The organism is Pseudomonas fontis, from assembly GCF_028656955.1.
Classification (GTDB): domain Bacteria; phylum Pseudomonadota; class Gammaproteobacteria; order Pseudomonadales; family Pseudomonadaceae; genus Aquipseudomonas; species Aquipseudomonas fontis.
In genome coordinates this window covers 39674-47864 of sequence record NZ_JAMDGY010000028.1, presented here as the reverse complement: position 1 = coordinate 47864, position 8191 = coordinate 39674, and the positions used below count along the sequence as shown (strand labels likewise).

Annotated in this window: 10 protein-coding genes; 2 read left to right on the top strand and 8 right to left on the bottom strand. The window is 64.6% G+C overall.

The genetic code is table 11. The features are described 5' to 3' along the window. Nucleotides 1–205: 205 nt before the first annotated feature. The 4 genes from dmpG to M5G11_RS12805 are packed head-to-tail and all read right to left on the bottom strand — an operon-like array spanning nt 206 to nt 3757. The gene (gene dmpG / locus M5G11_RS12820; protein WP_273913476.1) at nt 206–1204 is read right to left on the bottom strand and encodes a 4-hydroxy-2-oxovalerate aldolase; all 999 of its coding nucleotides are present in this window, start codon (nt 1202–1204) and stop codon (nt 206–208) included. A 13-nt stretch (nt 1205–1217) separates the two neighbouring features. Further along, nucleotides 1218–2126: an acetaldehyde dehydrogenase (acetylating) gene (locus M5G11_RS12815; protein ID WP_273913477.1), complete on the bottom strand. Its 909-nt coding sequence runs from the start codon at nt 2124–2126 to the stop codon at nt 1218–1220. 15 nt (nt 2127–2141) lie between these two features. Next, a complete protein-coding gene (locus M5G11_RS12810) occupies nt 2142–2933 on the bottom strand; it encodes a fumarylacetoacetate hydrolase family protein (RefSeq protein WP_273913478.1) in 792 nt (263 codons plus the stop codon). Further along, nucleotides 2930–3757: an alpha/beta fold hydrolase gene (locus tag M5G11_RS12805; RefSeq protein ID WP_273913479.1), complete on the bottom strand. Its 828-nt coding sequence runs from the start codon at nt 3755–3757 to the stop codon at nt 2930–2932. The genes M5G11_RS12810 and M5G11_RS12805 overlap by 4 nt, the downstream gene beginning before the upstream one ends. Before the next feature lie 154 nt (nt 3758–3911). Between M5G11_RS12805 and M5G11_RS12800 the strand changes: the two genes are divergently transcribed. Together M5G11_RS12800 and M5G11_RS12795 are read left to right on the top strand one after the other, a co-directional pair. Further along, nucleotides 3912–4685 (top strand): SDR family oxidoreductase, encoded by a 774-nt coding sequence (locus M5G11_RS12800; RefSeq protein ID WP_273913480.1) that lies wholly within the window; start codon nt 3912–3914, stop codon nt 4683–4685. Next, on the top strand, nt 4682–5161 hold the full coding sequence (locus M5G11_RS12795; RefSeq protein WP_273913481.1) for an SRPBCC family protein: 480 nt from the start codon (nt 4682–4684) through the stop codon (nt 5159–5161). The genes M5G11_RS12800 and M5G11_RS12795 overlap by 4 nt, the downstream gene beginning before the upstream one ends. Nucleotides 5162–5330: 169 nt before the next feature. Here the strand turns inward: M5G11_RS12795 and M5G11_RS12790 are convergent, their stop codons facing one another. From M5G11_RS12790 to M5G11_RS12775, 4 genes are read right to left on the bottom strand one after another with little or no spacing between them, the layout of a single operon-like run. Next, on the bottom strand, nt 5331–5717 hold the full coding sequence (locus tag M5G11_RS12790) for a steroid Delta-isomerase (protein ID WP_273913482.1): 387 nt from the start codon (nt 5715–5717) through the stop codon (nt 5331–5333). A gap of 2 nt (nt 5718–5719) precedes the next feature. Beyond that, nucleotides 5720–6922 carry an acetyl-CoA C-acyltransferase gene (locus M5G11_RS12785; protein WP_273913483.1) on the bottom strand — a complete coding sequence of 401 codons (1203 nt, stop codon included), beginning with the start codon at nt 6920–6922 and terminating at the stop codon, nt 5720–5722. Nucleotides 6923–6946: 24 nt separating this feature from the next. Further along, a complete protein-coding gene (locus M5G11_RS12780) occupies nt 6947–7405 on the bottom strand; it encodes a MaoC family dehydratase (RefSeq protein WP_273913484.1) in 459 nt (152 codons plus the stop codon). 2 nt (nt 7406–7407) lie between these two features. Then, nucleotides 7408–8190, bottom strand: a complete 783-nt coding sequence (locus M5G11_RS12775) for an SDR family oxidoreductase (protein WP_273913485.1) — start codon at nt 8188–8190, stop codon at nt 7408–7410. Nucleotide 8191 lies beyond the last annotated feature (1 nt).

Here is an 8191-nt window from a genome sequence, read left to right as displayed (position 1 = left end):
TTGTGATTTAGAATTTTCGCATTGATCTTAGCTTGGCCAATTGGGCGCCATCATAGCGCCCGAAGAAGGTGTCCAAAATCATTAGGCCAGTTCAGCCTTGCCGGCGATGGAGCGCGCAGCGGTCCCGATTGGCAAGGCTTTGCTGGCAAGGCCAGCTCCCACAAACGGTCCCGATTCCCCACAAATAGAGGGTGTTCCGCCACCGTCAGGTTGGATAAATCCCCCGCGCCCGCGACCAGGTCAGCGCCAGGTCCTCGATCATGTCTTCCTGCCCGCCCACCGTCCCGCGGCGTCCCAGTTCCACCAGCAACTCACGGGCAGACACGCCATATTTCAGCTCCGCTCGCTTGGCAAACAACAGGAACGAGCTATAAACCCCCGCATACCCCAAGGTCAACGCATCGCGGTCCAGGCGGATCGGATGGTCCATCATCGGCACCACCAGGTCTTCGGCCACATCCATGATCCGGTACAAATCCACACCACTGTGCACGCCCATGCGTTCAAGCACCGCGACGAACACCTCCAGCGGCGTATTGCCCGCCCCCGCCCCCAACCCGGCCACCGAACCATCAATACGCACCGCGCCAGCCTCAATGGCCGCCAGCGAGTTGGCAATCGCCATGCCCAGGTTGTGGTGGCCATGGAAACCCACCTCGGTGCCCGCACTCAACCCCGCGCGCAACACCCCGATCTTCTCGCTGACCTCACCCGGCAGCATGTAGCCCGCCGAGTCGGTGCAATAGATGCAATTGGCGCCATAGCTTTCCATCAACCGCGCCTGCTCCAGCAGCTTCTCGGCGCTGACCTTGTGCGCCATCATCAGGAAGCCGACCGTATCCAGGCCCATCTTCGCCGCCATGCCGATATGCTGCCCCGACACATCCGCCTCGGTGCAATGGGTCGCCACGCGAATGGTCGAGACGCCATGCTCATGGGCCATGCGTAGATGGTCCAGGGTGCCGATGCCCGGCAGCAGCAACGCCGACACCTTGGCCTGCTTGAGCAGGGGGATCACCGCCGCGAAGTACTCTTCGTCACTGTGCGCCGGCAAGCCGTAGTTCAACGAAGCTCCGCCCAGGCCGTCACCATGGGTGATTTCAATCAGCGGCACACCCGCCGCGTCCAGGCCAGTGGCCACCGCGACCATCTCGTCCAGGCTGATCTGATGACGCTTGGCATGCATGCCGTCGCGCAGGTTCATGGCGGTTATCCCCTCAGCGGACAGGCAATTGCAAAGAGCCCTTGAAGGCTTCTTCGGCGAACATTTCGGCAGTGCGCAAGCCTGCCGCAGTCATGATGTCGAGGTTGCCGGCTGCCTTGGGCAGGAAGTCCCCCAGCCCTTCGACCTCGACAAAGATCGACACCTTGCGCCCATCAAACACCGGGCCGTTGATCAGCTTGTAGCCAGGCACATAGCGCTGCACCTCCCGGACCATGCTCAGCACCGAGGCGCGGATCGCCTCCTGGTCGGGCTCGTCGTCAGTCAGGCAGTGGATGGTGTCGCGCATCATCAGCGGCGGCTCGGCCGGGTTGATCACGATGATCGCCTTACCGCGCCGCGCCCCGCCGATCTGCTCCACCGCGCCGGCCGTGGTGCGGGTGAACTCGTCGATGTTCTGCCGGGTGCCGGGGCCTACCGAGCCCGAGGACACCGTGGCAACGATCTCGGCATAACCCACCGACTGGATGCGCGACACCGCCGCGACCATCGGGATGGTCGCCTGGCCGCCGCAGGTCACCATGTTGACGTTCATCGCCAGGGTGGCCGCATGCTGTTTCAGATTGACCGGCGGCACGCAGAACGGGCCGATGGCCGCCGGCGTGAGGTCGATCATGATCACCCCTGCCGCGTTGAGCTTGCGGCTGTTCTCGGCATGCACATAGGCGGAGGTGGCATCGAAGGCGATGCGGATATCGTCGTCCAACACATGCGGCATCAGCCCGTCGACGCCCTCGGCCGTGGTCTTGATGCCCATCTCGCGGGCACGCTTGAGCCCTTCAGACTCGGGGTCGACGCCGACCATCCAGACCGGGTCGATCCACTCCGAACGGCAGATTTTCATCAGCAGGTCAGTGCCGATATTGCCCGGCCCGATGATCGCAGCCCTCAGTTTCTTCTTCATTTGTTACCTCGCGGATCAGGCACGGAACGACACCCGGGCACTGCCCAGGCCATCGATGGTCAGGGAGAAGTGATCGCCGGCCTGGGCAGGCTCCAGCGGCACCAGCGAGCCGGAGAGAATGATTTCCCCAGCCTTGAACGGAATGCCGAAGGCGCCCAGGGTGTTGGCCAGCCAGGCCACCGCCGTCAGCGGGTTGCCCTGCACGGCCGAGCCCAGGCCTTCACTGATGGGTTCACCATTCTTGAACACCTGCATGCGCAGGTTGGGCAGGTCGAGCTCGCGCGGGTCGACCTGGGCGTCACCCAGCACGAACACGCCGCAGGAGGCGTTGTCGGCCACGGTGTCCTGGATGCGGATGCGCCAGTCATGGATGCGTGAATCGACAATCTCGAAACACGGCATCACGTATTCAGTGGCCGCCAGCACATCGGCTTCGGTAACGCCGGGGCCGACCAGGTCATGCTTGAGCTTGAAGGCGATTTCGCCTTCGGCACGCGGTTGGATCAGGCGGTTCTGCGCCAGGGAGATCTGCGCGTCATCGGCGAAGGCCATGGCCTCGGTGATGAAACCGAAGTCCGGCTGGTGCACATCCAACATGCGCTGCACGGCGGCCGAGGTGACACCAATCTTCTTGCCGACGATGCGATCACCCGCCGCTACCCGGCGTTCGATGCTGTACAGCGAGATATGGTAGGCGTCCTCGATGCTGATCTGCGCCCAGCGCTCGGTCAGTGGCGCCAGGGTGCGCCCGCTGAGCAGTGCCTGGTACAACTCCTCGCCATAGTGGCGACGCAATTGCTCGCTCATGCGCGTGCCTCTGCGAGGAACGCCAGGCATTCGCGGTTGAACAGTACGCGGTGCTCGACCATCACCCAGTGCCCACACTCGCTGAGCATGACGAAACGGATCCGGCTGCATGCCTCAAGCATGGTCTGTGCACCCGAGGCCGGGCAGAACTTGTCGTTCATGCCCCAGAAGCCAAGAATCGGGCATTGCAGTTCGCCCAGCCGCGCGGCCAGGTTGGGCACTTGCATGCTGGTGAGTACGCAGGTGGGTTGCTGCTGGACCACCGCTACGCGCTCTTCGATGGTTTCATCGCTGATCAACGTCGGGTCGAACAGCTGCAGGCTGAGCAGGCGGCGCATGCCGGCGGCGTCCTTGAGCTCGCCTGCCGCAAAGGCTGCGCCCATCTTCTGGATGCCTTCCATTTGCAGGTAGTACTGCTCCTTTTCCATCAGGCCACCGGGGGCCATCAGGATCAGCCGGCTGACCCGCTGTGGCTGGTCCAGGGCCAGCTTGATGGCTATCGCCCCGCCCAGGGAGTTGCCGACCAGCACGCAGCGCTGGATATCCAGGGTATCGAGCAGGCCGCTCAGGGCATTGACGAAGAAATCCAGGCTGTAGACCGTTTCGGGCTTGGATGAAGCGCCGTAGCCCGGCAGGTCCGGGACAATCGCGCGGTAGCCGGCCTCGGCAAACTGCGGGTAGTTCAGCTTGAAGTTGCTGTGCCCGCTGGCCCCGGGGCCGCTGCCGTGGATGAACACCACCGCCTCGCCTGTGCCAACGTCCTGGTAATGCAGCTGCAAACCCTCGGGCAGCGTGACCACGTGCCCTTGCGCGGATGCGCCCATGAGGTGTTCTCCCGGTGTGTTGTGGTACCGGGATTATTCAGCGGGGCCTGCGGGGCAACATCGTCCGACAGGACTACTAGTCCCTTTGGACGTTGGCCCTGGCCCGGCGCCTGCCTAGCATCGCGCTCATTAACCTGACGAACACGAGGCGCGCATGCACGACCCTATGGATTTTCGCGGCAAGGTGGTACTGGTCACCGGGGGTGGCAAGGGTGTCGGGCGCGGTATCAGCCGGCGCTTTCTGGAGTGTGGCGCTGAAGTGGTGATCTGCGGGCGCCAGGCGCCGGCCACCCTGCCGGCAGCAGCGGGCCGCGAAGCGACGTTCCTGCCCTGCGACGTGCGCGAGTTCGACCAGGCCCGGCAGTTGATCGAGGCGCTGATTGAAGGCTTCGGACGGCTCGACGTGCTGGTCAACAATGCCGGCGGCGCGCCGTATGCCGAGGCCGCCAGTGCCTCGCCGCGCTTCAGCGAGTCGATCATCCGCCTCAACCTGCTGGCCCCGTTGAACCTGTGTCAGCTGGCCAACCGGGTAATGCAGGGGCAGCCGGAGGGCGGCGCGATCATCAATATCTGCAGCGTCAGCGCCACGCGCCCCTCCCCCGGTACGGCGGCCTATGGCGCGGCCAAGGCGGGCCTGCTCAACCTGGGCCGTTCGCTGGCGGTGGAGTGGGCGCCCAAGGTGCGGGTCAATGCGGTCACGGCGGGGTTGATCCTCACCGAGCAGGCGGCGTTGCACTATGGCGATGACAACGAGCTGGCCCAAGTGGCGGCGACCATTCCGTTGCAGCGCCTGGCGACCCCGGAAGACATCGGGGACACCTGTGTGTACCTGGCCTCGCCACTGGCGGCCTATGTCAGTGGTGCAGACATTGCGGTGCATGGCGGTGGCGAGCGGCCGGCGTTTCTTGATGCGGGGAAAGCCCAATGAAGGTTGCCAGCCACAGTGTCGTGGTTGCGCTGAGCCCGGCGCAGGCGTGGAAGAAACTCAAGGACCTGAGCCTGGCGCCGCACTATGTGCCGGGGCTCACCGGGCTGCGCTTGCACCCGGGTGTGCGCGAGGGTGTCGGGGCGAGTCGGCGGGTGTTTCGCAAGGGTGGGCAGTGGCTCGATGAGAGCGTGGTGCAGTGGCAGGATGGCGAGGGCTTTGTGCTGGTGTTGCACAAGGCCAGTGGTGGCGCGCCGCTGCCGTTTCGCCAGGCGAGCTTTCACTACAGCCTGAAGGCGCAGGGGCAAGGGACACGGATCACTACCAGCCTGCATTACCGGCTGCGCGGTGGGTGGTTGGTGGAGCGCTTGTTGCGCGCAAGCTTTGCCAGGGTGGTCCGGCAGATTGGCGAGAACCTGGGGGCCTATTACGAGAGTGGGCAGACCCAGAATGTCGATTACCTGAACGCCAACAGCTGAAACGGTGACTGCTGCGCAGTCAATCGCCGGCAAGGCCGGCTCCCACAGAAATCACCAGCACTGCTGACACTGTGGGAGCAACTGCCTTGCACAACGTTGTAGCCGCTGCCGACAGGCTGCGCTGGAGCCCGTGAGGGGTCCCAAAGGCGGCGCGCAGCCTTGCGGCGGGCTAACAAACGCTCAGGTTCACCTCACTCCAATACGCCTTCATGCTCACAATCCGGCCCTGCCCATCAAAGCTCATCACATCGATCACATCCAACGCACACGGCTGCCCTGCCCACTGCATCTGCACCCGAAACGGCACCGCCCCGCTGCCATTGTGCGTCGCGCGCACCGGCCCGGTCTGCACCGCCGTTACCTTCCCCGCCCCCAGCCCCTGGCGGTAGAAATCGGCAATCTCGCCAGCCCCCTTCAGCGGCGCATTGCCCACCGGGTCTTCGACCGTCGCATCCTCGGCATACATCCCGAGAATCCCGTCAATGTCCCCGGCATCCACCAACTCGACATAGCGCGCCATCGCAGCCTGGATATTCTTCGGCGAAAATACGTCCATGCTCACGCCACCTCGAACAATGCGGCGGCGCCCATGCCACCGCCAATGCACATGCTCACGACCACATAGCGCAAACCACGTCGCTTACCCTCGATCAAGGCATGCCCGACCATCCGTGCACCCGACATCCCGAACGGATGCCCAATGGCAATCGCCCCGCCATTGACGTTCAAACGCTCATTGTCGATGCCCAGGGTATCGCGGCAATACACCACCTGGCAGGCGAACGCCTCGTTGATCTCCCACAAGCCGATATCCGCCACCGTCAAACCATGGCGCTTGAGCAGCTTGGGGATCGCATACACCGGGCCGATACCCATTTCGTCGGCGTTGCAGCCCGCCACCGTGATCCCGCGATAGATCCCCAGTGGCGCTAGCCCACGTTGCTCGGCCATGCGCGCACTCATCAGCACCGAGGCCGACGCGCCATCAGACAGCTGCGAGGCATTGCCCGCAGTAATGCTGCGCCCCGTGCCGCTCCACTGGCCGCCCGGCCATACCGGCTCCAACGCTGACAGGCTTTCCAGGGTGGTATCGGCGCGATTGCATTCATCCTGCAGCAGGGTCACGGTCTCGTAGCGGGTTTCGCCGCTGGCCTTGTCGAACAGCGCCTTGCGCATGGCCAGCGGTGCCAGTTCCCGGTCAAACAACCCGGCTGCCTGCGCCAAGGCCGTACGCTGCTGGCTCTGCACGCTGTAGAGGTCCTGCTCCAGCCGCGAAATGCCGTAACGCTGAGCAACCACCTCACCGGTTTCAATCATCGGGATATAGGCGCGCGGGTCGTGCTCCAGCACCGCGCTGGACTGGTTGCGGTAGAGGTTCTTGTGCTTGTTCTGCACCAGCGAAATGGACTCCAGGCCCCCGGCGACGGCAATCTCCAGGTCACCACAGAGGATGCCCTGCGCCGCCACGGCAATGCTCATCAGCCCCGACGCGCACTGGCGCTCGACTGCCATGCCGGACACCGACGTCGGCAACCCCGCCGCCGTCGCGCACAAGCGCCCCAGGTTGTAGGACTGGGTGCCCTGCTGGGCCGCTGCGCCGATGATCACATCGTCCACTTCTGCCGGGTCGATGCCTGCGCGGCGCACCGCCTCGCGCACCACATGCCCGCCCAACGCCGGCGCTTCAGTGTCGTTGAAGGCACCGCGAAAGGCCTTGCCGATCGGGGTGCGCGCAGTAGAAACAATTACCGCTTCTTTCATGTTCGAATCCTCGAATGCCTGCACTCAGGCGGGGTAATAGCGGCTGATGGTGTCGGCCACGCAGCCTGGGCGGTCCTGGCCTTCAATCTGCACGGTGACGCGGATTACCGCCTGCACCGCACCGTTGAGCGTTTCGGTACTGACCAACGTCGCACTGCCGCGCACCTGCGAGCCCACCGGCACCACGGCCGGAAAGCGCACTTTTTCGCAGCCGTAATTGACGCCCATGGCAATGCCACGCACGTCGACGATCTGCGGCAGGAACAGGTTGACCAGCGCCAGGCTCAGGTAACCGTGGGCAATGCAGGCACCGAACGGCCCGCTGGCCGCGCGCTGCGGGTCGACGTGTATCCACTGGTGATCACCACTGGCCTCGGCGAACAGGTCGATGCGCGGCTGCTCGATGTGCAGCCAGTCGCTGACCCCCAGTTCTTCGCCAACGGCGTCATGCAGGGCCAGCGGTGTCGCGAACACACGGGTCATGTTCAGGCCCTCTGGCTGGAGACCGACAGCACTTCGCCGGTCATGTACGAGCTGTAGTCGCTGGCCAGGAACATCATCACGTTGGCCACCTCCCAGACTTCGGCGGCGCGGCCGAAGGCTTCGTTGGCCGCCAATTGCTCAAGCACCGCCTGCGGCGCCGAGCGGGCGAGGAAGTCATGCAGGGCAATGCTTGGGCTGACCGCGTTGATGCGGATGCCATGGCTGGCCGCCTCCACCGCCGCACAGCGGGTCAAGGCCATGACCCCGGCCTTGGCCGCCGCGTAATGCGACTGCTCCTTCTGCGCCCGCCAGCCCAGCACCGAGGCGTTGTTGACGATGGCCCCGGCGCGGCGCTCCATCATGTGCGGCAGCATGGCGCGGGTCATGCGCATGGTGCCGGTGAGGGTCACGTCGAGTACCCGCTGCCATTCCGTGTCCGGCATGTCCACCAGCGCGCGGGAGCCGCCCAGGCCTGCGTTGTTGATCAGCACGTCGACCCCTTGCAGGTCGCGCTCGGCACAGGCCACCAGGCGCTGCACCTGGGTTTCGTCGGTGACGTTGCACAGCTCGCCGAACACCTGCTCGAGCCCCGTGGCCTCGCGAATTTTCGCCACTGCTTCACGCACGCGACCTTCGTGGATATCGCTGATCATCAGCGCCCGGCAGCCTTCCTCGGCTGCGCGCATTGCCGCCGAAAAACCAATACCGGAACCGGCAGCCGCGGTAATCAATACCGACTTGCCGCGCAGCAGGCCGTGGCCCGCTACATAGTGGGGGGTAGACATC

Excerpts from the sequence above, each read along its gene's own strand:
- dmpG (WP_273913476.1), bottom strand. The coding sequence starts at position 1,204 with ATGAACCTGCGCGACGGCATGCATGCCAAGCGTCATCAGATCAGCCTG.
- M5G11_RS12815 (WP_273913477.1), bottom strand. The coding sequence starts at position 2,126 with ATGAAGAAGAAACTGAGGGCTGCGATCATCGGGCCGGGCAATATCGGC.
- M5G11_RS12810 (WP_273913478.1), bottom strand. The coding sequence starts at position 2,933 with ATGAGCGAGCAATTGCGTCGCCACTATGGCGAGGAGTTGTACCAGGCA.
- M5G11_RS12805 (WP_273913479.1), bottom strand. The coding sequence starts at position 3,757 with ATGGGCGCATCCGCGCAAGGGCACGTGGTCACGCTGCCCGAGGGTTTG.
- M5G11_RS12800 (WP_273913480.1), top strand. The coding sequence starts at position 3,912 with ATGCACGACCCTATGGATTTTCGCGGCAAGGTGGTACTGGTCACCGGG.
- M5G11_RS12795 (WP_273913481.1), top strand. The coding sequence starts at position 4,682 with ATGAAGGTTGCCAGCCACAGTGTCGTGGTTGCGCTGAGCCCGGCGCAG.
- M5G11_RS12790 (WP_273913482.1), bottom strand. The coding sequence starts at position 5,717 with ATGGACGTATTTTCGCCGAAGAATATCCAGGCTGCGATGGCGCGCTAT.
- M5G11_RS12785 (WP_273913483.1), bottom strand. The coding sequence starts at position 6,922 with ATGAAAGAAGCGGTAATTGTTTCTACTGCGCGCACCCCGATCGGCAAG.
- M5G11_RS12780 (WP_273913484.1), bottom strand. The coding sequence starts at position 7,405 with ATGACCCGTGTGTTCGCGACACCGCTGGCCCTGCATGACGCCGTTGGC.
- M5G11_RS12775 (WP_273913485.1), bottom strand. The coding sequence starts at position 8,190 with ATGTCTACCCCCCACTATGTAGCGGGCCACGGCCTGCTGCGCGGCAAG.